Annotated in this window: 22 protein-coding genes; 10 read left to right on the forward strand and 12 right to left on the reverse strand. The window is 62.0% G+C overall.

All coding sequences use genetic code 11. The features are described from left to right. Window positions 1-150: 150 nt before the first annotated feature. Both xdhB and xdhC read left to right on the forward strand, forming a co-directional pair. On the forward strand, window positions 151-2,490 hold the full coding sequence (xdhB, locus tag HX898_RS15150; RefSeq protein WP_180195013.1) for a xanthine dehydrogenase molybdopterin binding subunit: 2,340 nt from the start codon (window positions 151-153) through the stop codon (window positions 2,488-2,490). Window positions 2,491-2,783: 293 nt separating this feature from the next. Continuing rightward, on the forward strand, window positions 2,784-3,599 hold the full coding sequence (gene xdhC, locus HX898_RS15155; protein WP_180195014.1) for a xanthine dehydrogenase accessory protein XdhC: 816 nt from the start codon (window positions 2,784-2,786) through the stop codon (window positions 3,597-3,599). Here the strand turns inward: xdhC and HX898_RS15160 are convergent. Then, the gene (locus HX898_RS15160; RefSeq protein ID WP_012758544.1) at window positions 3,575-3,766 is read right to left on the reverse strand and encodes a hypothetical protein; all 192 of its coding nucleotides are present in this window, start codon (window positions 3,764-3,766) and stop codon (window positions 3,575-3,577) included. The two genes, xdhC and HX898_RS15160, sit on opposite strands and share 25 nt — an antisense overlap. A gap of 101 nt (window positions 3,767-3,867) precedes the next feature. Here HX898_RS15160 and gcvA point away from each other — a divergent pair, with 101 nt between their 5' ends. After that, a complete protein-coding gene (gene gcvA, locus HX898_RS15165) occupies window positions 3,868-4,764 on the forward strand; it encodes a transcriptional regulator GcvA (protein ID WP_011653043.1) in 897 nt (298 codons plus the stop codon). 88 nt (window positions 4,765-4,852) lie between these two features. Here the strand turns inward: gcvA and HX898_RS15170 are convergent, their stop codons facing one another. Both HX898_RS15170 and HX898_RS15175 read right to left on the reverse strand, forming a co-directional pair. Then, window positions 4,853-5,185 carry a hypothetical protein gene (locus tag HX898_RS15170; protein ID WP_138330318.1) on the reverse strand — a complete coding sequence of 111 codons (333 nt, stop codon included), beginning with the start codon at window positions 5,183-5,185 and terminating at the stop codon, window positions 4,853-4,855. A 163-nt stretch (window positions 5,186-5,348) separates the two neighbouring features. Beyond that, window positions 5,349-6,035, reverse strand: a complete 687-nt coding sequence (locus HX898_RS15175; protein WP_180195015.1) for a Type 1 glutamine amidotransferase-like domain-containing protein — start codon at window positions 6,033-6,035, stop codon at window positions 5,349-5,351. Window positions 6,036-6,148: 113 nt separating this feature from the next. On the opposite strand from HX898_RS15175, the gene puuD reads away from it, so the two are divergent. The 6 genes from puuD (at window position 6,149) to HX898_RS15205 (ending at window position 13,651) form a co-directional block, all read left to right on the forward strand. Then, a complete protein-coding gene (gene puuD / locus HX898_RS15180; RefSeq protein ID WP_180195016.1) occupies window positions 6,149-7,387 on the forward strand; it encodes a urate hydroxylase PuuD in 1,239 nt (412 codons plus the stop codon). After that, entirely contained in the window at window positions 7,384-8,694 is a 1,311-nt protein-coding gene (guaD, locus tag HX898_RS15185; protein ID WP_180195017.1) for a guanine deaminase, read from the forward strand. Before puuD ends, guaD begins: the two co-directional genes overlap by 4 nt. A 121-nt stretch (window positions 8,695-8,815) precedes the next feature. Then, window positions 8,816-9,958, forward strand: a complete 1,143-nt coding sequence (locus tag HX898_RS15190) for an alpha-hydroxy acid oxidase (RefSeq protein WP_180195018.1) — start codon at window positions 8,816-8,818, stop codon at window positions 9,956-9,958. A gap of 129 nt (window positions 9,959-10,087) precedes the next feature. Beyond that, complete coding sequence (locus HX898_RS15195; RefSeq protein WP_138386860.1) at window positions 10,088-11,245, forward strand: PspA/IM30 family protein; 1,158 nt, start codon at window positions 10,088-10,090, stop codon at window positions 11,243-11,245. A 4-nt stretch (window positions 11,246-11,249) separates the two neighbouring features. Continuing rightward, window positions 11,250-11,897: an OB-fold-containig protein gene (locus HX898_RS15200; protein WP_138330312.1), complete on the forward strand. Its 648-nt coding sequence runs from the start codon at window positions 11,250-11,252 to the stop codon at window positions 11,895-11,897. Further along, complete coding sequence (locus tag HX898_RS15205) at window positions 11,894-13,651, forward strand: flotillin domain-containing protein (protein ID WP_138330311.1); 1,758 nt, start codon at window positions 11,894-11,896, stop codon at window positions 13,649-13,651. Before HX898_RS15200 ends, HX898_RS15205 begins: the two co-directional genes overlap by 4 nt. Window positions 13,652-13,727: 76 nt before the next feature. Here the strand turns inward: HX898_RS15205 and HX898_RS15210 are convergent, their stop codons facing one another. From HX898_RS15210 to HX898_RS15245, 8 genes are all read right to left on the reverse strand, one after another. Beyond that, a complete protein-coding gene (locus HX898_RS15210) occupies window positions 13,728-14,468 on the reverse strand; it encodes a metallophosphoesterase family protein (protein WP_138330310.1) in 741 nt (246 codons plus the stop codon). A 3-nt stretch (window positions 14,469-14,471) separates the two neighbouring features. Then, window positions 14,472-14,828 (reverse strand): hydroxyisourate hydrolase, encoded by a 357-nt coding sequence (gene uraH / locus HX898_RS15215; protein WP_003541961.1) that lies wholly within the window; start codon window positions 14,826-14,828, stop codon window positions 14,472-14,474. Continuing rightward, a complete protein-coding gene (locus tag HX898_RS15220; protein WP_171598473.1) occupies window positions 14,825-15,346 on the reverse strand; it encodes an ureidoglycolate lyase in 522 nt (173 codons plus the stop codon). Before HX898_RS15220 ends, uraH begins: the two co-directional genes overlap by 4 nt. Continuing rightward, window positions 15,330-15,692 (reverse strand): HepT-like ribonuclease domain-containing protein, encoded by a 363-nt coding sequence (locus HX898_RS15225; protein ID WP_003541963.1) that lies wholly within the window; start codon window positions 15,690-15,692, stop codon window positions 15,330-15,332. The genes HX898_RS15220 and HX898_RS15225 overlap by 17 nt, the downstream gene beginning before the upstream one ends. After that, window positions 15,689-16,189 carry a 2-oxo-4-hydroxy-4-carboxy-5-ureidoimidazoline decarboxylase gene (gene uraD / locus HX898_RS15230; protein WP_180195019.1) on the reverse strand — a complete coding sequence of 167 codons (501 nt, stop codon included), beginning with the start codon at window positions 16,187-16,189 and terminating at the stop codon, window positions 15,689-15,691. The genes HX898_RS15225 and uraD overlap by 4 nt, the downstream gene beginning before the upstream one ends. After that, on the reverse strand, window positions 16,189-17,112 hold the full coding sequence (gene puuE, locus HX898_RS15235; protein WP_138330307.1) for an allantoinase PuuE: 924 nt from the start codon (window positions 17,110-17,112) through the stop codon (window positions 16,189-16,191). The genes uraD and puuE overlap by 1 nt, the downstream gene beginning before the upstream one ends. A gap of 114 nt (window positions 17,113-17,226) precedes the next feature. Then, complete coding sequence (locus HX898_RS15240; protein WP_011653058.1) at window positions 17,227-17,934, reverse strand: DUF1045 domain-containing protein; 708 nt, start codon at window positions 17,932-17,934, stop codon at window positions 17,227-17,229. A gap of 114 nt (window positions 17,935-18,048) precedes the next feature. Beyond that, a complete protein-coding gene (locus HX898_RS15245; protein ID WP_180195020.1) occupies window positions 18,049-19,227 on the reverse strand; it encodes an FAD-binding oxidoreductase in 1,179 nt (392 codons plus the stop codon). On the opposite strand from HX898_RS15245, the gene mnmD reads away from it, so the two are divergent. Next, a complete protein-coding gene (gene mnmD / locus HX898_RS15250; RefSeq protein WP_180195021.1) occupies window positions 19,226-19,984 on the forward strand; it encodes a tRNA (5-methylaminomethyl-2-thiouridine)(34)-methyltransferase MnmD in 759 nt (252 codons plus the stop codon). The genes HX898_RS15245 and mnmD overlap by 2 nt on opposite strands. A 14-nt stretch (window positions 19,985-19,998) precedes the next feature. On the opposite strand, the gene HX898_RS15255 is transcribed toward mnmD, so the two are convergent. Further along, complete coding sequence (locus tag HX898_RS15255) at window positions 19,999-23,352, reverse strand: response regulator (protein ID WP_171598475.1); 3,354 nt, start codon at window positions 23,350-23,352, stop codon at window positions 19,999-20,001. Window positions 23,353-23,664 lie beyond the last annotated feature (312 nt).

Here is a 23,664-nt window from a genome sequence, read left to right on the forward strand (position 1 = left end):
CCCTCATCCGGCTGCCGCCACCTTCTCCCCGCTGGGGAGAAGGGACTGCCGCGCCGTCTCTTTTCCCCCTTCTCCCCTCGGGGAGAAGGTGCCCGAAGGGCGGATGAGGGGGCCGCACGGCACCACACGTTCTCGCGAAGGAGGTATCTAATGGACAAATCCACCTTCGAAGACCGCAAGGCCATCATCGCAGGCCCGATGCACGGCTCGCTGCGGCATGATTCAGCGCATAAGCATGTCACCGGAACCGCCGATTATATCGACGATATTCCCGAACCCGCAGGTCTGCTGCATGGCGCCCTCGGCCTCTCCGACCGGGCGCATGCCGAAATCCTCAGCATCGACCTTTCCGCGGTCGCCGCCTATCCCGGCGTCGTCTGGGTCTTCACCGGCAAGGACGTGCCCGGCGTCAACGACGTCAGCTCAAACGGGAGCCATGACGAGCCGCTGCTGGCTGAAACCTTGGTTCAGTTCCACGGCCAGCCGATCTTTGCCGTCATCGCCGAGACGCGTGATGCCGCCCGCTGCGCCGCGCTACTGGCAAAGATCGACTATCGCGACCTGCCGCATTGGAGCGATATCGACGGCGCCCTCGCCAATGGCAGCCCGCTCGTCATCACCCCGATGACGCTGCGGCGCGGCGAGCCGGACACGGAAATGACCAATGCTGCCATGCGTCTGAAAGGTCAGATGCGCATCGGCGGGCAGGAGCATTTCTACCTCGAAGGCCATATCGCCGTGGCGATCCCCGGCGAGGACGACGAGGTCACCGTCTGGTCCTCGACGCAGCATCCGAGCGAGATCCAGCACATCGTCGGCCACGTGCTCGATATCCCCTCGAACGCCGTGACCGTCAACGTGCGCCGCATGGGCGGCGGCTTCGGCGGCAAGGAGACGCAGGGCAATCAGTTCGCAGCCCTTGCGGCGATTGCCGCCAAGAAGCTCGGCCGCGCAATCAAATTCCGCCCTGATCGCGACGAGGATATGAGCGCCACCGGCAAGCGCCACGATTTCCTCGTCGATTACGAACTCGGCTTCGACGCCGAAGGCCGCATCCATGCGGTCGACGCCACCTATGCGGCGCGCTGCGGCTTCTCCTCCGACCTCTCAGGGCCGGTAACCGACCGTGCCCTCTTCCATGCCGATTCCAGCTATTTCTATCCGCATGTGCATCTGACTTCGAAGCCGCTGAAGACCCACACCGTCTCCAACACCGCCTTTCGCGGCTTCGGCGGACCGCAGGGCATGCTCGGCGCCGAACGCTTCATCGAGGAGATCGCCTATGCCGTCGGCAAGGATCCGCTCGATGTCCGCAAACTGAATTTCTACGGCCAGCCGGGTTCGGAGCGCACACTCACCCCCTACCATCAGGAGGTTGAGGACAATATCATCGCCCGCATCGTCGAGGAGCTGGAGGAAACGGCCGAATACCGGGCGCGGCGCAACGCCATCATCGCCTTCAACCGCGACAGCCGCTATATCAGAAAGGGCATCGCGCTGACGCCGGTGAAATTCGGCATCTCCTTCACCATGACCGCCTTCAACCAGGCCGGCGCCCTCGTCCACATCTACCAAGACGGCTCGATCCACCTGAACCATGGCGGCACCGAAATGGGCCAGGGCCTCTATACCAAGGTGGCGCAGGTGCTGGCCGACAGCTTCCAGGTCGATATCGATCGCGTCAAGATCACCGCGACGACGACGGCCAAGGTGCCGAACACCTCGGCCACCGCCGCCTCCTCCGGCTCGGACTTGAACGGCATGGCCGCCTATGACGCCGCCCGCCAGATCAAGGAACGGCTGGTCGCCTTTGCCGCCGAGAAATGGGATGTTGGGGCCGCCGACGTCGTCTTCCTGCCGAACCGCGTGCGGGTCGGCGAGATCGAGATCCCCTTCCCCGATTTCATCAAGCAGGCCTATTTCGCCCGCGTCCAGCTTTCTGCCGCCGGTTTCTACAAGACGCCGAAGATCCACTGGGACCGCAAGGCCGGCCGCGGCACGCCCTTCTATTATTTCGCCTACGGCGCCTCCTGCACCGAGGTTTCGATCGACACGCTGACGGGCGAATATCTGATCGACCGCACCGACATCCTCCACGATGTCGGCCGCTCGCTGAATCCGGCGATCGATATAGGCCAGGTCGAAGGCGCCTTCGTGCAGGGACTGGGCTGGCTGACGACGGAAGAACTCTGGTGGGACGACAAGGGCCGGCTGCGCACCCATGCCCCCTCGACCTACAAGATCCCGCTCGCTTCCGACCGTCCGAAGATCTTCAACGTGCGCCTCGCCGAATGGTCCGAGAACACTGAGGCCGCCATCGGCCGCTCCAAGGCCGTCGGCGAACCACCCTTGATGCTGGCGATCTCGGTACTGGAAGCCTTGTCGATGGCGGCAGCAAGTGTGGCCAACTACAAGGTCTGCCCGAGGCTCGACGCCCCGGCGACGCCGGAGCGGGTGCTGATGGCGGTCGAGCGGATGAAGCAGGTGTAAGAGATGGAAACGCGTCCGGCTCGTTTGTTGGTTGAGCAGGACGGGCAGAGAGCTTGGAGTGAGCGATACCCCCCTCTGTCCTGCCGGACATCTCCCCCACAAGGGGGGAGATCAGCAAGACGGTATGCTCTGCGCCTCGCTATCCTGCCGCTACATCACCAAAGTTCGGTTCTACGCTACGATTTCTCTGTTCCGGGAGGCCGCCGCCTCATACCGATCTCCCCCCTTGTGGGGGAGATGTCCGGCAGGACAGAGGGGGGTGACACACCTACCAACGCATCGACCATCCACCGATGACCGACATCCTCCCCTTCCTCACCGCCCACCCCGACGCGATCCTCATCGACATCACCGGCACGCAGGGCTCGACCCCACGCGAGGCCGGCACCTTCATGCTGGTATCGCAAACCGCATTGTGGGGCACAATCGGCGGCGGCCAGTTCGAATTCATGGCGATCGCGAATGCGCGGGGCATTTTGGCAGGAACCGGCGGGATGGCGGAGATGGATATCCCGCTCGGGCCCGACATCGGTCAGTGCTGCGGTGGGCGCACGCAATTGTGGTTTCGCCGGGTGACGCAGGCGGTTGCCGAAGAAATCGAGGCCAGGCTAACCAGTGAGATCGAGCGCCTGCCCGAGGTCTATCTCTTCGGCGCCGGCCATGTCGGCCGGGCGCTGGCAACAACCCTTGCGCCGCTGCCGCTTTCGGTGACGGTCGTCGAAACACGGCAGGAGGAACTCGCCAATTTGCCTCCCGAGACGAAGGCGCAGCTCGTGCCGATGCCCGAAGCGCTGGTGAAGGATATTCCGGCCGGCGGCGCGGTCGTCATCCTGACGCACGACCACGCGCTGGATTTCCTCATCGCCCGCGAAGCGCTGGAAAGAACGGATCTCGCCTATGCCGGCATGATCGGCTCGGCAACCAAGCGCGCCACCTTCGCCAGCTGGCTTTCCCGTGAAGGCGGCGGTGAGCGTGCCTGGCTCGAGCGGCTGACGCTGCCGATCGGCGGCGCGGCGGTCAGAGACAAGCGCCCTGAAGTGATCGCCGCCATGACCGCCGCCGAGATCCTGACGGCGCTTGGCGCCTACCGCATGCGCTCGTCTTCGTAATAGGGATCGCGCCCGTCGAGGAAACCGAGATCGCGCTTGACGCGATCGGGCGCCGTGTCGAGATCGAGGCTGGGCATGCGCCAGATCCGCGCCAGCCGGCCGCCGATGCGCCGGAAAATTCCGATGGTCGGCTGCGGCGGGCTCTGTTCGATAGCATAGCAATCCATGACATCACCTCGATAGTTTGATGGTATGAGTTGCAGTTTGCGGCCAAAAATGCTGCAATTCCAATCGAACAACCGTCTGCCTGCATCAAGAGAACTTATCCATGAAACTGTCCAAACAATTCCCGCTGAATGCGTTGCGCGTCTTCGAGGCCGCTGCCCGGCTCGGAAGTTTCACCAAGGCGGGCGATGAGCTCGGCATGACGCAGACCGCCGTCAGCTACCAGATCAAGCTGCTGGAGGAGAATGTCGGCGAGCCGCTCTTCCTGCGCCGTCCCCGCCAGATCGCACTGACAGACACCGGCGAGCGACTGGCGCCGAAGGTGACCGAAGCTTTCGCTATGCTGCACGACGCGATGGCAACGGCCCGCGACAGCGTCGAAGGCACGCTCGCCATCAGTTCGACCCATACCTTCGCCTCGAAGTGGCTGGCGCCGCGCCTCGGCTCCTTCCACTTGAAGCATCCGGCCATCGCGGTGCGCTTTCAGGCGAGTTCGGATATCATCGACTTCGCCCGCGAGCAGATCGATGTCGGCATCCGCTGGGGCGACGGCAACTGGCCGGGGCTGGCGCTGCACCGGCTGATGGGACTGGAGTTTACGCCGATGCTGAGCCCGAAGCTGGCGGAGGCGGCAGGCGGCATCAGGGAGCCACGCGATCTCCTGAACTTCGACCTCTTCGACGCCGGCGACATCTGGTGGAAACAATGGTTCGAGGCAGCCGGCGTTACGGAGACGGATCTCGATCGGCGTCCGCGCAACCAGCTCGGCTCTCAGGCGGTGGAAGCCGATGCGGCGATCGCCGGCCATGGCGTCGCCATCCTTCATCCTGCCTTCTATGCGGCCGAGATCGCGCTCGGCCGGCTCTATCAACCCTTCGAACTGACCCGCAGCGACGGCAAAGCCTACTGGCTCGTCTACCCGGAAAACCGTCGCAACGTGCCCAAGATCAAGGCCTTCCGCAACTGGATCCTCGAAGAGATGAAGGCAGCCGGAAATTGATACATGTCACCTAAAAATGTGCAGCCATTTTCAGACAACGACATGCCGGACCCGGTTCGTGAGCCGGGTCCGGTCCGCTGGCTCGGCTTCAAAATCCCATTTCCGGCGCATAGAAGCAGCGCGGCGTGTCCTCGTTCGGGAACAGACAGAGATGATAGTCGTTGTCGCCGGATTGCATCGCCTTCGTCATCGGCAGCAGGAAGACATGAGCATGGGTGACCAGCCGGTGGTCGCCCGGCATCAGCGTCACACGATATCCGCCTGGCGTCACCGCCACGCTTTTCGAAGGGATCATTTGGCAATCGCCATTATGACTGTTGCCGTTGCAACAATAGGGGTCATAACTCCACCCCGAAGGTGCGTCGTGAGCCGTCGCCAACGACGCATACGCAATCATCACACACGTCAGAATGCTGCGCATGGGCATCTTCTCCGTCGATGAATGCGCCGCCGATGATCTAACGGTTCTTATTTTATTCCGGCGGCCCGCAAAATAACTGTAATCGAGTCGTCGTAGTTCAAGGCCTGCTGAATTAGCAGATCAAGTATAAGGCAGAGATAATACACAGCCTTCTCGGCAGCTTTTAGGCACGCGACAGCAGATCGGCGATGCGGCTGCGATCGGCAGCTTCGGCAAAACCGCCGGAAATCGTCAGCGGAGCGCCGAAGATCTCGACGAACCCGTTGCCGAGGATGAGACCTTCGCCGTCCCGGCACGCGAGAATGGGTCTTGCCGTCGTCTCGCTGTAGCGCAGCAGCGCGGAGAGATAGCCGGGATCGTCGTTCAGATGCGGGAAGAATTCGAAGGGCAAGAGATCAAGAGCCGCGCCATCCTGCACCGCATCAGGCGGACCGCCGGAAAAGAGCGCGTCGACGGCGATGGTCGGCGTCATCAAAATCGCCCCGGCGCTGGTTCCGACGAGAATGCCGTCGTCCAATGCCCATGAGCGCAGCTTGTCCAGCATGCCGTTTCGGCGCAGCCGTCTCAGAAAATCGCCGGTATGCCCACCGGAAAGATGGATGGCGTCGCAGGAAAACAGCCGGCCGATCTCTTCGTCACCGGAAAGCACGTCGAGATCGAAGAAGAGATCGAGGGAAAGCCCGTAGCTGCGATAATACCGCCGTTTCTCGTTGAAAGACTCCCGCTGCGGGTCCGGACCGGATGCGATGTAGCCGATGCGGTTTCCGCGCGCGAGGACGAGCGCGGCAAGCCGGTGGTCCATCGGCGCGTTTTCGGCGATGACCTGATCGCTGTAGAGTGCGGTGATCATTCCATTGCTCCTTTGGCCGCGTCAGCGATTGAGCGTGTGGTCCTTCAATCTCCTCTTCCCTCCCCGCCAAAATTTCCGCAATGTCACGAGTCGGAGGAAGATAGGGGAACTCGATGTATGAATATGCCATAGCATGGGAATGGCTCGCCTTCGCGGCGCGCTGGTTCCATGTCATTACCGCGATCGCCTGGATCGGATCGTCCTTCTATTTCATCGCGCTCGATCTCGGACTGGTGAAACGCCCGCATCTGCCGCCCGGCGCCTATGGCGAGGAATGGCAGGTCCATGGCGGCGGCTTCTATCATATCCAGAAATATCTGGTGGCGCCCGCCCAGATGCCGGAGCACCTGACCTGGTTCAAATATGAGAGCTATTTCACCTGGATATCAGGCTTCCTGATGCTGTGCATCGTCTATTACGGCGGCGCCGACCTCTTCCTGATCGACCGGCATGTGCTGGATATCAGCCCGCCCGTCGCGATCCTGATCTCGCTGGCATCGCTTGCCCTCGGCTGGGTCGTCTACGATCTGCTCTGCAAGTCGCCGCTCGGGCGGAACACCTGGGGACTGATGGCGGTGCTCTATGTCGTGCTCGTCTTCATGGCCTGGGGCTATACGCAGCTTTTCACCGGCCGCGCCGCCTTCCTGCATCTCGGCGCCTTCACCGCGACGATCATGTCGGCCAACGTCTTCATGATCATCATTCCGAACCAGAAGATCGTCGTCGCCGACCTCATCGCCGGACGGGTTCCCGATCCCAAATATGGGCAGGTCGCCAAGCAGCGCTCGCTACACAATAACTACCTGACGCTGCCCGTCATCTTCTTCATGCTGTCGAACCATTACCCGCTGTCTTTCGGTACGCAGTTCAACTGGGTGATTGCGGCTCTGGTCTTCCTGATGGGCGTCACCATCCGCCACTGGTTCAACACCACGCATGCCAGGAAGGGCCGGCCGACCTGGACCTGGATCGTCACCGTCATCCTTTTCATCCTGATCATGTGGCTTTCGACCGTGCCGAAGCTGCTGACCGGCGAAACCGATGCGGCGACGGTCGCGCCCGCCTTCCAGCAATTCGCCGGCGATCCGCATTTCCCCGCCGTCAAGCAACTGGTCTCGACGCGCTGTTCCATGTGCCACGCGGCCGAGCCGGTCTATGAGGGGATCGTGCGGCCGCCCAACGGGGTGATGCTCGAAAACGACGCGGAAATCGCCGCCCATGCGCGCGATATCTATATACAGGCGGGCCGCAGCCATGCCATGCCGCCCGGCAACATCACCGACATCACGCCGGACGAACGCAAGCTGCTGGTCGCCTGGTTCGAGAGCGCAGTCGAAGGCAAGAAACAATGACGACGACACTCCTGCGCGGCCGCCTGCTTTCCTTTCACCGCGCGCCGTTGAGCCTCGCTGACAGCCAAAGCTATCTTTACGAAGAGGATGGCGGCCTGCTGGTCGGGGACGGGCTGATAACGGCAATCGGCCCCTATGCCGACGTCAAGGCAAAAGCAGCCGCGGACACGGCCGAGATTGACCACCGTCCGCATCTGATCATGCCGGGCTTCATCGACATGCACCTGCATTTTCCGCAGATGCAGGTGATTGCCTCCTACGCCGCCAACCTGCTCGAATGGCTGAATACCTATACCTTTCCCGAGGAATGCCGTTTCGTCGAAAGCGCGCATGCCGAAAGGATCGCCACGCATTTCTACGACGAGTTGATCCGCCACGGCACGACGACGGCGGTCGCCTATTGCTCCGTGCACAAGACCTCGGCCGATGCCTTCTTCGCCGAGGCAATGAGGCGCAATATGCGCATGGTCGGCGGCAAGGTGATGATGGACCGCAATGCCCCGCAGGGCCTGCTCGACACGCCCGAGATGGGCTATGACGAGACCCGCCAGGTGATATCGGACTGGCATGGCAAGGGCCGCAACCACGTCGCCATCACCCCGCGCTTCGCCATCACCTCGACACCGGCGCAGATGGAAGCGACATCAGCCCTTGCCCGCGAATTTCCCGACCTGCACATCCAGACGCATCTTTCGGAAAATCACGACGAAATCAGATTCACCTGCGAGCTCTATCCCGACGCGATCGACTATACCGACATCTACGCCCACTACGGCCTGCTTGGGCCGAAAAGCCTCTTCGGCCACGCCATCCACCTGTCCGAGCGCGAGGCTGATGTAATGAGCGAGGCAGGCGCCGTCGCCGTCCACTGCCCGACCTCGAACCTCTTCCTCGGCTCCGGCTTGTTTCCGCTGAAGGCGCTGGCGCGGCGGGAAAAGCCGGTCCGTATCGGCGTGGCGACCGATATCGGCGGCGGTTCCAGCTATTCGATGCTGCGGACGATGGACGAGGCCTACAAGATCCAGCAGTTGCTCGGCGAACGGCTGAACCCGCTGGAAAGCTATTACCTGGTGACGCGTGGCAATGCCGAGGCCCTGTCGCTGGCGGACCGGATCGGCACGCTGGAACCCGGCACTGAGGCCGATCTCGTCGTCCTCGATGCGACGGCGACATCGGCGATGGCGCTAAAGATGGAAGTAGTTAAGACGCTGCCCGAGGAGCTTTTCCTACTGCAGACGATGGGCGACGACCGAGCTGTTGCAGAGACCTATGTGGCCGGCGTTGCGTTGAAAGCGCAGCTACGATGACACATCTCGTTGCTCTTGAAATCAGGCCGTAACAGCTGTCCGACAAGGTCAATTTCCCATAACGCTTCTGCCAATTTCATGTTATGGCCGATGGCCGTATTCAGACGTGAAGGTTCAATTCATGGCCACCCCGCTCACCATCGCCGACCTGAAAAAGCTCGCACGGCGCCGTGTGCCGAAGATGTTTTTCGACTATGCGGATTCGGGCGCCTGGACGGAATCGACCTATGCGGCAAACGAGAGCGATTTTAGTCAGATCAAGCTGCGACAGCGGGTGATGGTCGATATGACCAACCGCACGATGGAAACGACGATGATCGGCCAGAAAGTGTCGATGCCGGTGGCGCTGGCGCCAACCGGCCTGACCGGCATGCAGCATGCCGATGGCGAGATGCTGGCGGCACGCGCCGCCGAGGAATTCGGCGTTCCCTTCACGCTTTCGACGATGAGCATCTGCTCGATCGAGGACGTGGCGTCAGCGACGACACGGCCCTTCTGGTTCCAACTCTACGTGATGAGGGACAAGGATTTCGTCCTCAACCTCATCAGCCGCGCCAAGGCGGCCGGATGCTCGGCGCTGGTGCTGACCGCCGATCTGCAGATCCTCGGCCAGCGGCACAAGGACCTACGCAACGGCCTGTCGGCGCCGCCGAAATTCACGCCGAAACATGTCTGGCAGATGGCGACCCGGCCCCTCTGGTGCCTGGACATGCTGCAGACCAAGCGCCGCAACTTCGGCAATATCGTTGGCCATGCGAAAAATGTAACCAATATCGCCTCGCTCGCCGCTTGGACACATGAGCAGTTCGATCCGCGGCTTTCCTGGGCGGATGTCGCCTGGATCAAGGAACAATGGGGCGGCCCGCTGATCATCAAGGGCATACTCGATCCGGAGGATGCGAAGGCCGCCGTCGACACCGGCGCCGATGCGATCGTCGTCTCCAATCATGGCGGGCGTCAGCTTGACGGCGCCCCCTCATCGATCAGCATGCTGCCGAAGATCGTCGACGCCGTCGGCGACCGTATCGAGGTCCATCTCGACGGCGGCATCCGCTCCGGCCAGGACGTGCTGAAGGCTGTGGCGCTCGGCGCCAAGGGCACCTATATTGGCCGCCCCTTCCTCTACGGCCTCGGCGCCATGGGCAAGGAAGGCGTATCGCTGGCGCTCGGCATCATCCGCAAGGAGATGGACATCACCATGGCGCTCTGCGGCAAACGCGACATCAACGACGTGAATTCATCGATCATCGACGGGCGGCAGTGACCTGCCGCCAGCGACGGACGCAGCAACGGCTCCCTAAATATCTCGATACTGGACGCTGCCTCAGTCCTTCTAACTGCGCGTTAAGGCTAGGTTGTATTTTTAGCGCGACCTCTTGAAAGCACAAAAGCGGTGCTTTATGTTTTGCCTATGGCTACCACAGGCAAGACACCGCATCCATCGCTGCTGCGCTACACGCTGGCGCCTGACGACAGTGCCCGGCACGCGCTGGACGACACCATTGCCGCCTACCTCAGGATGATTGAAATCCTGACCAGCCTCGTTGCCGATAAGGCGGGCGCCAATCTCGTCGTGCTGCATGACCTTGCCTATGAAACTGTCCGCGAGCAGACGGGCCTGCCGGCAAGGCTGGTCACGCTCGGCCTTCGCGATTTCGCCGCCAATCGCGGCGTGACCGCCGATCCGCCGCATCTGCCGCTCGATGACAAGCTCTTCGCCATCAAGGGCCCCTCGGACCTGACGATCGCCACAGTGCACGGACGCGTTGCCGTGCCCTTCGATGTCGCGGGTTATTCACGGGGATGGGAGAGTATTTTTCCAGCCTACCTCGTTGCGGGCCAGGACCGTTACGAGATTCACATCGGCGTCACGCCGAATTCCGCTCGGATGGAGGAAAACATGACGAACGAAGGCATTCTCTCACGCATGGGTCGCCTGATCGCGGGCATCGCGAATGCGGCGATCGACAAGGCGGAAGGCGTAAACAAGATCGCCGTCATCGAACAGGCGGTCCGCGAGATCGATGCGGCGGCTGATGAGGCCCGCACCGATCTCGGCAAGGCGCGCGCGGAGGAATACCGCATCCAGAGCCGCAGAGACGAAATCGTCGAAGACATGAACGCGCTCGACCAGAAGATCCGCCTCGCCGTCTCCTCCGGGAGGGATGACCTGGCAAAGGCCGGCGTCGCCCGTCAGATCGATCTCGAATCCCAGATCGCAGCGCTCGACAAGGCGCTGGCCGATGCCAGGGAACAGTTGGATGAAGGCCAGAAAGCCTTGCAGGCCGTGCTCGCCACACGCCGCGAGGCGGACGCCCGCCTTGCCGATTTCAAACGCAGTCTCGCCCGGCATCCCGAACAGGCAGCGGCCGGTCACAGCCAGCCCGCACCGGGTGCCGATGCTGCGCGCGCTGCTGCGGCGGTCTCGCGGCTGACCGGAGTTCCCGCTGGCGAGCATGGCCACAGTTCCGAATTGGACGAACTCGACCGACTGCACCGCGAACAGGCAATCGAAGCCCGGCTCGCACGCTTCAAGGCGGATAACCGATAACACGATGGCACTCCTTTTCGCCCCTGAATGTGCGCCCTTCGCCATCGCCGCAGCGATCCTTGTCGGCCTGACCGCGATCGAGATGCTCGCGATGGTCATGGGTTTTTCGATGACGGAATTCCTGGGAAAGCCGGAGGTTCATGGCCATGACGGCATCCTGGCTTATCTCTCCTGGCTCAATCTCGGCGGTGTTCCGCTGCTGATTCTCATGATGCTGACGCTCGGCTTCTTCGCGATGACGGGCTTTGCGTTGCAGGCCGTCGCCAACGCCTTCTGGGCGCCGCTGCCAAGCTTGATAGCCGTCATACCTGCCGCGCTCGCAACCATCCCCATGGTCAGGGCATCGAGCAGAACCGTGGCGCGGATCGTACCGCACGACGAAACCTATGCGGTCGATCTCGACGCCTTGCTCGGCCGGACAGCCGAGGTGTCGATCGGCCCGCTCGATCAGGGATTGCCGGGCCGCGTCCGCGTCAAGGATCAGCATGGAAACTGGCATGTGCTTCGAGCCCGAGCCGCCAAGGGCGAAGGTCCACTCTCGATCGGCGCTTCGGTTCTTCTCGTCGATCACAAGGCAAATGTATTTATCGCCATTCCCGCGCCGGTCGACCCCACCGATGCGGACAATCAATCTTTGAGGGAGCAGCAATGATGTACGACGTTATTCTACCAGCCGGCATTGGGATTGTTCTGATCTTCGGCATCGGTTTTGTCCTCGCCTCGCTTTACACGCGTTCCAGCAGAGACGAGGCCTATGTGCGCACCGGTCTCGGCGGCCAGAAGGTAGTGCTCGACGGCGGTTCGGTCGTCCTGCCGATCTTCCATTCGACTGCCCGGGTTAACCTGAAGACACTGCGGCTCGAGGTTCGCCGCGGTGAAGGCGATGCACTGATCACCAAGGACCGCATGCGCGTCGATATCGGCGCCGAGTTCTATGTGCGCGTGAAACCCGATGCCTCCTCGATTGCGCTTGCAGCTCAGACACTCGGCAACCGCACCAACGACGCCGAGGCTCTCCGCATCCTGATCGAGGCGAAATTCGTCGACGGCCTTCGCTCGGTGGCCGCGACGATGAATCTCGACGCGCTGCAGGAACAGCGCATGGATTTCGTCAAGGCCGTGCAGGAAGCTGTCGGCGCCGATCTCCAGTCGAACGGCCTCGAACTCGAATCCGTGTCGCTGACACGCCTCGACCAGACGGATATCAAGCATTTCAACGCTAACAACTTCTTCGACGCGCAGGGTCTTGCGGCATTGACCCGCATCACCGAGGGACGCAAGAAGGAGCGAAACGAGATCGTTCGCGACACCGAAGTCGCCATCGCCCAGAAGGATCTCGAGGCCCGCCAGCAATCGCTAACCATCGAGCGGACCAAGCGGGAAGCCGAACTCAGCCAGGAACGGGACATCGCCAACAAATCCGCGGCGACACGCGCTGAAACCGCGCAGCAGGAGCAGGCCGCAAAACGCGCCGAGGAGGAAGCCCGCATCGCTTCCGAACAGGCGATCGCCGAACGCGAGGCATCTGCCAAGCAGGCTCGCGAAAGCGCCAACATCGACGCCGCCCGCGCCGTCCAGCAACGCGAAACCGAGGCCAAGCGTGACCTCCAGATCGTGGCACAGGAAAGCGCCATCGCCGTTGCCAACAAGAGCCGTGAAGAATCCGAAGCGAAGGCGGCTGCGGAGACGGCGCGCGCGCTGGCGATAGCGGCGGAGGAAAAAGTCGGCACCGCCAAGGCGATCGAGATTGCCGAACGCGAAAAGCAGATTGCCGTCATCGACGCACGCAAGAAAGCCGAGACGGAAGCGACCGCCGTCACCGTCGGCGCCGAAGCTGAAAAACAAGCGGCAAGCGACCAGGCCGAGGCCATCAAGACGCTGGCGACCGCCGAGGCGGATGCGGCGATCATCAAGGCCAAGGGCATTCTCGAAACCGGCAAGGCCGCGGCTGAGAGCGAGGCATTGCTCAACGACGCTCGCAACAAGTTGAGCTCTGCCATCATCGAGTTCGAGATCACCCGCGAACGGATCCGCATCATTCCGCAGGCGCTCGCCGAGGCGGTCAAGCCGATCGAGAAGATCTCCGATATCAGGATATTCGATACCGGCGGCATGCTCGGCCGCGGAAACGGAGCGACCGGCGGAAACGGTATCGGGCTCGGCGAAGGACTGGCTAGCCAGCTCCTCTCCTATCAGGCGAATAAACCGATCCTCGACAAATTGCTGAAGGAAGCCGGCTTCGACGGCGACGATGCCATCTCATCCCTTCTTGGAAATCTCGATGGCGCAAAACCGGTAAGACCGGCAACGCCCGCGGCAGCCCCGGCAAAGCCGGCAACACCGACCGTAGCCCCGACACAAACGATCATCCCTCCGGCGCCGAAGCCGGTACCAAAGAAGGACTGATCGCCGCGCAAGCGGGTCTGGACTAGAATAGGATGATGTCGCCCGAAAACTGCTCACACTTTTCGGGCATCATGCTCTATCTCACCCAACCCGCTGCCAGCGCGCCTGCCCAGTCGGCACGGCCCCTTTCGGCGGCCAGTGCCGACATCGCCATATGGTCATAGGCGACGGTTCGGAACTGCCATGTCCATCCGCCCGCTGCCTTTTCCAGAATGGCATAACTCGCCAGCGGATGGCCGGCTTCCACCTTGTGGTAATAGGGCAGTTCGTCGTCATAGGCCGGGCAGCCGACGCTGCCTGGATTGACGATCAGGCGGCCATCGGAGAGGCGCACAGCGCGGGGAATGTGGCTGTGGCCACAGAGGATCAGCGGCAGGTCGATGCCTTCGGCCAGCGCCTCGATCGCTTCGATCGGTTTCAGGAAGACGACGCCCTCCGGCGAGACCGATTCCAGCCAGTAGAGATTGTCATCCTTCGGCGTCGCGTGGCAGAGATAGACTTCGCCGCGATAGATGGTATCGAACGGCAGGTTTCGAATCCAATTAAGATGAGACGACGACAATTGACCGTACGCGGCCGCATCCGAAGCATGCATTGCCGCCGGATCCTGCTCGATCAGATAGCGGTCGTGATTGCCGCGGATCGACGTCAACCCGAGCGGCATCAGCAAGTCTGCCGTCTTGCCGGCCTCGAGCGGGCCGCTGAAGAAATCGCCGAGATTGACGATCTCATCGATCTCCTGCGCACGAATATCCGCAAGCACGGCCTCGAGCGCCAGATGGTTGCCGTGGATATCGGCAATTGCCGCAAACCGCATTTTTTAACTCCCTCGGTAGGTGGAATAGCCATAGGGCGAAATCAGCAGCGGCACATGGTAATGCGCCGTGACGTCGGCAATACCGAAGCGGATCGGTACGAGATCGAGGAAGGCGGGATGCGGCAACGGCGTGCCGCTGGCCCTCAGATAATCGCCGGCGTGGAAGACCAGTTCATAGGTGCCGGCCCGAAAATTTTCGCCAATGAGGATGGGGCCGCCATCAACCCGGCCGTCGGCATTGGTCTCCACCGTCTTCAGATGCCTGCGGATCTCGCCGTCGAGCTGGAAAAGATCGATCCTCAAGCCTTCGGCCGGCTTACCGAGAGCGGTGTCGAGAACATGTGTGGTCAGTCCGGTCATGGGGCTGGCTCTTTAATGATATAAGGGGTTTCGAAGAAGTATTCTTCCAGATTATTGCCTGGCCCGTCACGATCGACGACCAGGAAATCTGAGGCTTCACCGAGCGCCATCAGCGGATGATGCCAGACGTTGCGGCGATAGTTCACGCCCTGGTCGCCGCGCGCCAGAAACACCTGCGGCCTGCCCGGGCGGCCGCTTTCGTCCTCGGAGACGACGACGAGAAAAGGACGGCCCGAGACCGGCGAGAAACTCTGGCTGCCGAAAGGATGGCGCTCCATCATGGTGACTTCATAGGGGAAGCTGCGCGGCTGGCCGCGAAAGAGGTTAATGATGACGCGCGCACCCTCGCCCGTCGCCTCGGTGGCGGCGAGCGCATGGAAACGCTCCGTCGTGCCGCCATTGATGAGCCGCATCGAGGCGGGATCGGCTTCGATCACCTCGCCGAAGGGAGCAAAGGCGGATCTCGTAAGCGGACGGATGTCGAGACGTGGGGGCAATCGCTCACTCACCTTCGGCATGCCAGTGACGGATGGCATCGATCGCGGAAAGAAGCTCCGGCAGCGTGCGATACGTCGCCTCCCAGATGTCGGAAGGATCGAGATCGAAGACGCCGTCGAGGATACGGTTGCCCGTGCCGCAGATTTTCGTCCACGGCAGATCGGGATGCTCGGTCGCAAATTCCGGATGAGTCACCAGCAAGCGGGATGCCGCGGCACCGATGGTGAAGTGGCAAAAGGTGACCGCCTTGAAAGTGAGCTTGTCCCCGGCGAACGCCGCCCCATCCATTCCGCCGACGAAAGACAGCGCTTCGGATGCCGCCTCATACATCTCATTGAGATAGTCGATCGCGCGCCGCTCGTTCATTCAGCCTCCGGCAGCATCGTCGTCAGGCGCAGCAGCGCGATCCGCTCGACTTGCGCCGTCGCGGTCGCAAATTCTTCGTCCCTGCCATTGCCGATCCGTGTTTCGAAGGCCGACAGGATATCGTCCTTGCCGAGCCCCTTGACCGCAATGATGAAGGGAAAGCCGAATTTTTCGACATAGGCCGAATTGAGTTCGGTGAAGCGGGCATGTTCGGCCGGGGTCAGGCGGTCGAGACCGGCGCCGGATTGCTCCTTCCGGCTGTCTTCGGTGAGTTCGCCCGCTATCGCGAGGCGCCCGGCAAGGTCAGGATGGGCGCTGAGCACGCCGAGGCGCTCCTGCGGGCTTGCCGCCTGGAAGACAGCGGTTAGCGACGCATGCACGCCGGCCGCCGACAGCGGCTCCGGCACCCGGCCGGCGTCATAGGCGCGCTCGGCGATGAAAGGCGAATGTTCAAAGACGCCGCCGAAGCGGGAGACGAAATCCTCGCGCGACATCATCAGAGCGCTTCCGGCTGATGATGCTTGTGCCAATGCTCGGCGATCTCGATGCGGCGCGGAATCCAGACCTTGTCATGCTTCAGCACATATTCGATGAAGCGCTTCAGCGCTGCCGCCCGGCCGGGACGTCCGACGAGGCGGCAATGCAATCCGACCGACATCATCTTCGGGCTGCCCGCCTTGCCTTCCTCATAAAGCGTGTCGAAAGCGTCCTTCAGATAGGTGAAGAACTGATCGCCGGCATTGAAGCCCTGCGGCGTCGCAAAACGCATGTCGTTGGTTTCGAGCGTATAGGGGATGATCAGGAAGGGTTTCCCGTCGACGCCCTTCACCCAATAGGGCAGGTCATCGGCATAGGAATCGGAGGAATAGAGGAAACCGCCCTCCTCCTGCACCAGCCGAAGCGTATTGTCGGAAGGCTTGCCCTGATACATGCCGTAGGGCCGCTCGCCGGTGAGTTCGGTGTGCAGGCGCACGGCTTCGAGGATATGCTTGCGCTCCAGATCTTCGGGAAAATCCTTATATTCCAGCCAGCGGTAGCCGTGGCTGGCGATCTCCCAGCCGGCCTCCTTCATCGCAGCGACGGCCTCGGGGTTGCGGGCCATCGCCAGCGTCACGCCGTAGACGGTCGCCTGCACCTTAAGATCGGTGAACATTCGCCAGAGCCGCCAGAAGCCGGCACGCGAACCATACTCATAGATCGATTCCATGTTGAGGTTGCGCTGCCCTGGCCAGGCGGCCGCTCCGACGATCTCCGACAGCAGGTTTTCGGAAGCCGGATCTCCGTCGAGGATCGAGCTTTCGCCGCCCTCCTCGTAGTTGACGACGAACTGCACGGCGACGCGTGCCTCGTCCGGCCATTTCGGATCGGGCGTCAGACGCCCGTAACCGACGAGATTGCGCGGATAAGTCTCGGATACCATCAAATCACCTTCTGAAAAGACGGGGAACGGTAGCATCCGCAGCCGGAATGTCGAGACGGAAACTGCTCGGCCGGATTTGCGTTTACGGCACAAGCCTTTAGCTCATCAGCAGATTCAAGCGATTTTGCGCGCGCTGACCTTGCCCATCGGATGCAGCGAGTGAACGCGGAAAGGACCGCCAGTGCCCTCTTCGATCATCAGGGCAACGTTGGAAACCATTACAGGTTCGCAGAGGACAGGCTCGAAGATCGTCCGCAACACCGGCTCGATGCGCGGCATGTCGATCGCGTTGACGGGGCCTGTCACAGGCATATGGAAGCGGAACTCCTCCATCACATAGGGATTGCCCCAGCGATGCAGATTGGAAAATTGCGTCGCCGACAGCCCGTCCGGATCGCTGCGTTCGATCTCGGCCTCGCTGAGCGGTGCGCGAAAACGATCGAATTCCTGCACGATCGCCGAGGCGAGATACTGGATCTGCTCGCAGGGAGTGCTCGGCAGCAGGCTGTAGAAATTGCCGAGCCGGGCGACTTCGATACGCGGAATCTGAAAGGGAACGAAGGTCCCGGAAAAACGCATCAGATCGCGCAGGAGTTGCGATTCGGGCATGTCGTGGGACAGATGAAAGGGCGCCTTCAAAACACCGTGAAAGCCGTAGCGCCGCGGCACGGCGGTATGGAAGGCGATCTCGTGAATACCGAGGCCACGAACTGCCGGAGGCTCCATCATATCGCCCGAAAACACGTTTCGGCCAAGCCAATTGGCGGCCACGAGCGACAACGGGTCGCTCGCCGGAGGCGTGAAGCAAATGGCATAGCGCATGCAATTTCCTCCATCAAGGAAGTGAGCACCGTTCAGATCCGGCGCTGTCGATGCGCAAGCAGATAGGTGATTTGCATGACAGAATAACGAAACGCAGCGGCGTCTAATTCACGTTTAACGTGAAGCCGCCGCGATGTGGCTTGAAATTGCGAAGCTTTCCGGCAGCAAAAATCCGCAGTCTGTATCGCCTGCGATACATATCGCCGCCTCCGCCAGCCGGTGGGCGAGGCCGAAGCTGACCTTGAAGCCGCCGGTCAGCGCGATCAGGCGCCGGTGGTCGGGATGGCGGCCGATCATCGGATCCCGATCGATCGCCTTCGGGCGAAGCCCGGCCCAGCGCTCGATAACAGGGGCGTCGCGAAGCGTCGGTACGATGCCCCGTGCCACCTCGATCAGCACGTCGAGCTGGACGTCGGTGGATGTAGGATCGTCAAAGCGGTTCTCGCTGGTGCTTCCGATTGCCGCGTGCCCGCCCTCATGCGCGACGACATAGAGCCCGTCGAGGAAGATCGTCGGCAGCGCCGGGTCGATATCGGCTTTCAATAATGCCGCCTGCCCCTTGACCGGCTGGCCGAGCGGTTGTTTCAGCCCCGGCGTCAGACCTTGCAACAACGGAAAGGACTGATGGCCGGCAGCCAGGATGCAGTGACTGAAAACAATGGTTTCGCCGTTGATTTCGGCCGTACCGCAATCGGGATCGAGGCCGGCAACCGTCGCATGCTCCAGGATGCGAACATGCTTTGCCCGCCGCAGGAAGGCGATGAGCGCTGCGACCAGCAAGCGGGGAGCAACGCGGGCGGCGAGCGTGTCATGCACGAAGCCGCTCTCGCCGGCAGACGCCTCGATCCAACCGTCTACATCAGGCCCGTCGACCACATGCCAGTGGAAGCGACGTTCGCCCGCCCGCCAATGGCGTTCGGCGTCCTCGAAATGGCCGCGCGCTATTGTGTTGAGATGGGGCTTCGGCAGCGGGATCAGCCGTCCGGAACGGCGGTAGCCGGCAGAAAGTCCGGTCTCGGCTTCGAGCGCGGCGATCTCGGTTTCGAGCGAGACCAGCGCATCGAACTGGAACTGCTTCTTCTCCGACCACCGGTCCGGCATATGCGGCATCAGCGCGCCCAGCAGGCCGCCGCTTGCACCTTCGCCCAATCTGCCTGCGTCACTGACAAGAGTCCGGATGCCCCGGCGCTCGGCATGGACGGCCGCCCAGAGACCCATGATGCCGCCGCCGACGATCAGCAATTCTGAGGACGATTGACCTGAGACCGGCTGAGGACTATCGGCTTTTTCCATGACAGACGTGAACCCCGATCAGATTGGCGCGGGCGCGCCGCAGCCGCTCGAATGGCGCGACGGCGATATGCCCTATTCCACCGCATTTGGCGATCATTTTTATTGCCAGACCGACGGGCGGCTGGAATGCGGCCATGTTTTTCTCGCCGGCAACGGCCTGCCGGAGCGCTGGAACGGGCGGCAGGCATTCCTGATCGGAGAACTCGGCTTCGGAACCGGCCTGAACTTCGCCGAGACCTGGCGGCAATGGAAACTCCACCGTGCAGACGGCCAGCACCTGCATTTCATCTCCTTCGAACTCCACCGGATGCGCGGCGAAGAAATCGGCCGGGCGCTGTCGCACTGGCCGGAGATCGATGCCGAACGCGAAGCGCTGACAGCGGCGTGGCCGCAAGCGCCTGATGGCATCGTTGAGCTCGATCTCGATGCCCAGACGAGGCTCAGCGTGGTCTGCGGTCATGCCTTGGACGGCGTCGCGGCAGCCGAAGAAGGCTTCGACGCCTGGTATCTCGACGGCTTCGCCCCGTCGCGCAACAGCGATATGTGGTCGGAGCAACTGATGCGGCTCGTCTGCGAGAAAAGCGCAGCCGGTGGCACCTTCGCCACCTATGCGGCGGCCGGCTTCGTGCGCCGTAACCTCATCGCCGCAGGTTTTGCCGTTGAGCGCCGCAAGGGCTTTGCCGGCAAGCGCGAAATGCTCTGCGGCGTAAAAATATTGGGCGCTGAAGCGCTACCCACTAACCATCGCCGTTCATAAAAATTATCCGGAGATCAGTAGCTGGTGCGCTCCGGCAGTTGCTCGCTCGTTCCGAGCCACTGGCGGATTTTTTCCTCGAGCAGTTCGGGGCTGATCGGCTTCGACATGTAGTCGTCCATGCCGGCATCGAGACAGAGTTCGCGGTCGCTTTCGAGCGCATGGGCGGTAACGCCGATGATCGGCACCCGGTGCCCCTGCCCCTTTTCGCGTTCGCGGATCGTCTGGGTGGCTTGATGGCCGTTCATGACGGGCATTGAGACGTCCATCATGATGATGCGCGGCGTATGCCGCTCCCAGGCGGCGACTGCTTCCTCGCCATTGTCCACGACGAGGAAGGAAAGACCCGTGCCTTGCAGGATCTGGGTGAAGACGATCTGGTTGACCTCGTTGTCCTCGGCAACGAGCACGTCGACGAATTCAGCGGCCCGTTTCTGCGGCGCAGGCGCCGGCACGGCCACTTCCGTCTGCAGCCGGGCAATCTCGGCCTCGGAAGCCTGCTTGACGCGGCTGGCGCGCACTACTTCAACGACGGTGTTGCGCAGCACGTTGGCGCGCGCCGGCTTCATCAGATGCGCGTGGCCGTTCAGCGCCGCGAATTCCTTTTCGGTGCCCGAAATATCCATCGACGTCAGGAAGATGATCGGCAGTTCGACGAAGCGAGGGTCGGCGCGCAGCCGGCGCGCGACATCGGCGCCGTTCATATCAGGCATGTGATAGTCGAGCACGACGGCATCGACGGTAACGCCGAGGCCGGCCGCCGCTTCCAGGATCGCAAGCCCGGTACCGCCGCCTTCTGCGGCCACGCCGTCGAAGCCCCAGAGCGACAGCTGCTCGGTCAGGATGCGCCGGTTCACTTCATTGTCGTCGACGACGAGGATACGCGCGCCCTGCACGTTGATCGGCAACGGCTTCGGCTCAAGGCGGGCAGCCGCGACCGCAAACGGCAGGTTGACGGTGAAGACCGAGCCCTTGCCCCATTCGCTCTCGACGTTGAGATAACCGCCGAAAAGGTCGACAAGCCCGGCCGTGATCGCAAGACCGAGGCCGGTTCCCTCATGCCGCCGGGTCGATGAGGCGTCCACCTGCGAGAATTTGTCGAAGACCGATTCAAGCTTCTCCGACGGGATGCCGATCCCGGTATCCTCGATGCGGATGCTCGCCGTGATCTCGCCGCCGGCGGCCGGCTGGAAGCCGACATCGACGAAGACATGGCCGCGCTCGGTGAACTTGACGGCGTTGCCGACGAGATTGGTGACGATCTGGCGGAAACGCCCGGCGTCGCCGATCACGGCGGCGGGCAGGTCGGGCGCGGCTCGCACCAGGAGCTCGATGTTCTTCTCGGCGGCGTGCGAGGACAAGAGTGTCGCCACGTCCTCCACCGCTTCGGTGATGTCGAAGGCGGCTTTGCGCAGTTTCATCTGCCCGGCGTCGATCTTCGAGAAGTCGAGGATATCGTTGATGATCGTCAGCAGCGCATTGCCCGATTTGACGATGATGTCGACGAAGGTCTTCTGGCGCGTATCGAGGTTGGTCTTAGCGAGCAGCTCCGCCATGCCGAGCACGCCGTTCATCGGCGTACGAATCTCGTGGCTCATATTGGCGAGGAATTCGGATTTGGCGCGATCGGCGGCTTCGGCGCGCGACAGCAGCAGGCGCAGCTCCTCTTCGCGGCTCTTGAGTTCGGTGACGTCAGTAAAAAGCGCCACCCAGTGCTGACCCTTGCTGACCGTCGCATCCATGTTCACCCAGCGCTCGCCGCCGACATGGAAGACGGTGGAAATCGGCAGCCTGGCAGCGATATTGTCGCGCCAGCCCTGCAGGATTTCGGCGGCCGCATCGTGGAAATCGCCACGCGCCGCGCAAAATTCGAACATGCCAATCCAGCCCTCGCCAGGCTCGAGATAGCTGGCCGGAATCTGCAGGATGTCAGAAAGCGCCTCGTTGGACATCCTGATGATGCCGTCCTGAACGATGGCCAGGCCCTGCGGCATGGCGTGTGTCGCGTCGCGCATCAACTCGCCGAGATGTTCCAGCGCGGCGCGGGCCTCGTGGACTTCATTTTCCCGCTCACGCACGGCCGTGATGTCGGCATAGGTGAGCAGAATCCGGTCGTTCGAGATACGGCGGCTATCGAAGATGACGGATTTGCCACCCGCCCAGCCAAGCTCGATCGGCTCGGGCTCCTCGGTTTCGAACAGGTGCTTGCGGAAAGCGTAGATCTCCTCGGGCGTCTGCGTGCCGTCGTAGCGACCGAGCTCATAATTGCGGCGGATGACGTCGATGAAGGGGCGGCCGTCGAAGGGATCGTCGAGCGGCAACTCCCAGATGCTGTAGAACTCGTCGTTGACGGAGAGGATCCGGTGATCGTTATCGAGGATCAGCACGCCGATCGGAAGCGAGCGCAGGATATTCTCTATATCCCGGTGCAGCACCTCTTCGTGCTTCTGCGCCTCGATCAGCGCCTTCTCTCGTTCCTTGAGTGGCGAGATGTCCGAAAAAGAGCCGACGACATAGGGCCGACCATCCGCTGTCACGACGCGGTTGACGCGCGAGAGGACGGAATAGATATGGCCCTCCTTGCTCGGCAGCAGGCTTTCGATCTCCTTCGACTTGCCTCCCTCCAACGCCAGCAGGTTTTCCTGGTAGATCGCCTCGCCCCCGTCCGGACCGAACATTTCGTGTTCGGTCATCCCAAGGACCCGGGAACGGCTATGGCCGCTGAAGGTCTCGTAATACTGGTTGGCGTAGACGAGGCGATGCTTCTCGTCGCGCACGAAGGCTGCGACCGGGAGGTCCTCTAGGATGGTCCGCAGCAGGTCGAGCTCATTGACGCTCTCGTGCCAGGCCGTGTCGCCGACAGCCGCAGGCTTTGCGCCGTTGCGATAGGCGGCGTTGACGACCAGCGGCCGGCCATCTTCGGCAAAGATGCCGATCGGCTGGTCGAGCTGTTCCAGCGCCTCGCGCACGCGGGCGAAATCGGCGGCGGCGGCGCTATCGTCCGCGGCCCGGCGCGGCGGCGCTCGCACTTCGAAAATGCCGAGCACATAAGCCCGGTCCGGTGACGGCGAAAAACTTTCGATCTGGATGCGTTCATGGCCGACACCCGCCGCATCGAAGCAGATGGCGTTTTCCTCGGTGCCGAACACCAGCGCGCGGCGTTCCTTGTCCTCGCGCTCCTCTTCCTCGGGACGGTCGAGAAGCTCGCGGCTGCGCCTGCCGATGAAATCGGAGATCTCGCGGCCTAGAAAGCGGGCATAAGCCTCGTTGACGGCGATATAACGCAGCTCGCTGTTCTTGACATAGGCCGGGGTATCCAGATCAGCGATCCGGCGGCAAGCCAACTCCAGAAGTTCCCCGGCTGATTTCAAAAAATATCGCTCCCGCAATAAATGAAATATCGACTACAAAAACTATAACGCCAAGGCTTTTAACAAGGTTTTAACCATAAATTTCGACAGCGGAATTTTAGGAGCCAGCTCACCAAGCTGAAGATAATTTGAGATTACCAGCCCCGGCTTGCACGAGACTGAAAGGACGCCCGCCATAAATCCTTTCGACGTCGGGATCCGTTGAAATCATGACGAAAATTTAATGCCGAAAGCGCTTGCGCGGCCATTGCGCCGCCGCGATCCGGGCCGAGTCTGCGGCATGGCTTTATGGAAGCCATGCCCATGAAAGGA

Source organism: Rhizobium sp. WYCCWR 11128 (assembly GCF_013416305.1).
In the GTDB taxonomy this organism is placed as follows: Bacteria; Pseudomonadota; Alphaproteobacteria; order Rhizobiales; family Rhizobiaceae; genus Rhizobium; species Rhizobium indicum.

What these genes read in the sequence shown, in the direction of transcription:
- HX898_RS15220 (WP_171598473.1), bottom strand. Translation starts at nt 15,346, where the DNA reads ATGCCGAAGGTGAGTGAGCGATTGCCCCCACGTCTCGACATCCGTCCG.
- HX898_RS15200 (WP_138330312.1), top strand. Translation starts at nt 11,250, where the DNA reads ATGGCACTCCTTTTCGCCCCTGAATGTGCGCCCTTCGCCATCGCCGCA.
- puuD (WP_180195016.1), top strand. Translation starts at nt 6,149, where the DNA reads ATGTATGAATATGCCATAGCATGGGAATGGCTCGCCTTCGCGGCGCGC.
- xdhB (WP_180195013.1), top strand. Translation starts at nt 151, where the DNA reads ATGGACAAATCCACCTTCGAAGACCGCAAGGCCATCATCGCAGGCCCG.
- HX898_RS15175 (WP_180195015.1), bottom strand. Translation starts at nt 6,035, where the DNA reads ATGATCACCGCACTCTACAGCGATCAGGTCATCGCCGAAAACGCGCCG.
- puuE (WP_138330307.1), bottom strand. Translation starts at nt 17,112, where the DNA reads ATGGTATCCGAGACTTATCCGCGCAATCTCGTCGGTTACGGGCGTCTG.
- HX898_RS15225 (WP_003541963.1), bottom strand. Translation starts at nt 15,692, where the DNA reads ATGAACGAGCGGCGCGCGATCGACTATCTCAATGAGATGTATGAGGCG.
- guaD (WP_180195017.1), top strand. Translation starts at nt 7,384, where the DNA reads ATGACGACGACACTCCTGCGCGGCCGCCTGCTTTCCTTTCACCGCGCG.
- xdhC (WP_180195014.1), top strand. Translation starts at nt 2,784, where the DNA reads ATGACCGACATCCTCCCCTTCCTCACCGCCCACCCCGACGCGATCCTC.
- uraD (WP_180195019.1), bottom strand. Translation starts at nt 16,189, where the DNA reads ATGATGTCGCGCGAGGATTTCGTCTCCCGCTTCGGCGGCGTCTTTGAA.
- HX898_RS15245 (WP_180195020.1), bottom strand. Translation starts at nt 19,227, where the DNA reads ATGGAAAAAGCCGATAGTCCTCAGCCGGTCTCAGGTCAATCGTCCTCA.
- gcvA (WP_011653043.1), top strand. Translation starts at nt 3,868, where the DNA reads ATGAAACTGTCCAAACAATTCCCGCTGAATGCGTTGCGCGTCTTCGAG.
- HX898_RS15205 (WP_138330311.1), top strand. Translation starts at nt 11,894, where the DNA reads ATGATGTACGACGTTATTCTACCAGCCGGCATTGGGATTGTTCTGATC.
- HX898_RS15170 (WP_138330318.1), bottom strand. Translation starts at nt 5,185, where the DNA reads ATGCGCAGCATTCTGACGTGTGTGATGATTGCGTATGCGTCGTTGGCG.
- HX898_RS15240 (WP_011653058.1), bottom strand. Translation starts at nt 17,934, where the DNA reads ATGCGCTATGCCATTTGCTTCACGCCTCCGGCGAGCGACCCGTTGTCG.
- uraH (WP_003541961.1), bottom strand. Translation starts at nt 14,828, where the DNA reads ATGACCGGACTGACCACACATGTTCTCGACACCGCTCTCGGTAAGCCG.
- HX898_RS15160 (WP_012758544.1), bottom strand. Translation starts at nt 3,766, where the DNA reads ATGGATTGCTATGCTATCGAACAGAGCCCGCCGCAGCCGACCATCGGA.
- HX898_RS15190 (WP_180195018.1), top strand. Translation starts at nt 8,816, where the DNA reads ATGGCCACCCCGCTCACCATCGCCGACCTGAAAAAGCTCGCACGGCGC.
- HX898_RS15210 (WP_138330310.1), bottom strand. Translation starts at nt 14,468, where the DNA reads ATGCGGTTTGCGGCAATTGCCGATATCCACGGCAACCATCTGGCGCTC.
- mnmD (WP_180195021.1), top strand. Translation starts at nt 19,226, where the DNA reads ATGACAGACGTGAACCCCGATCAGATTGGCGCGGGCGCGCCGCAGCCG.